Genomic DNA, 434 nt, shown 5'->3' with positions numbered 1-434 from the left:
ATATATAACCTTGATAGACATCAGCTAATTGAGAGAAAAGAGAAGAAAGCTTAATATAAAAAGGAAAAGAAAATTAAGTGTAAGAATGAGTGTGTCCAATCAACCTACCTTAGAATCATGAGCTATATACAGTAGCTTATGAATTCATCATGACACCTCTAATCTATTTACTTGAACAAACCAATGGTTATATGGCTGTTCCCTTGGGCATGGGTTTTGGTGAATTTCTTGGAAATATCAAATTCAACTTCCCAAGATGCCTAAGAAGAAGCGAGTTTTCTTCAATCATTCATCCAAGTATTTCGACATCATGTGTATTACGACATGGAGAAAACCATGGCAAGAATCTCAACTGCAAGAGTATCAGTGTGACCCTAAGCTTCCAGAAAGAATCAGCTGTATATGATAAAGTATTCAGATTCTCTCTCTCTCTC

1 protein-coding gene is annotated in these 434 nt (G+C 35.5%); it reads left to right on the top strand.

The features are described from left to right. Positions 1 to 149 precede the first annotated feature (149 nt). Positions 150 to 434: hypothetical protein (locus MUW74_RS04365; RefSeq protein WP_243519398.1), on the top strand; the 285-nt coding region annotated here is incomplete at its 3' end.

This window comes from Candidatus Cardinium sp. cBcalN2, from assembly GCF_022810445.1.
Lineage (GTDB): Bacteria > Bacteroidota > Bacteroidia > Cytophagales > Amoebophilaceae > Cardinium.
This window is presented reverse-complemented; position numbering and strand designations above follow the sequence as displayed.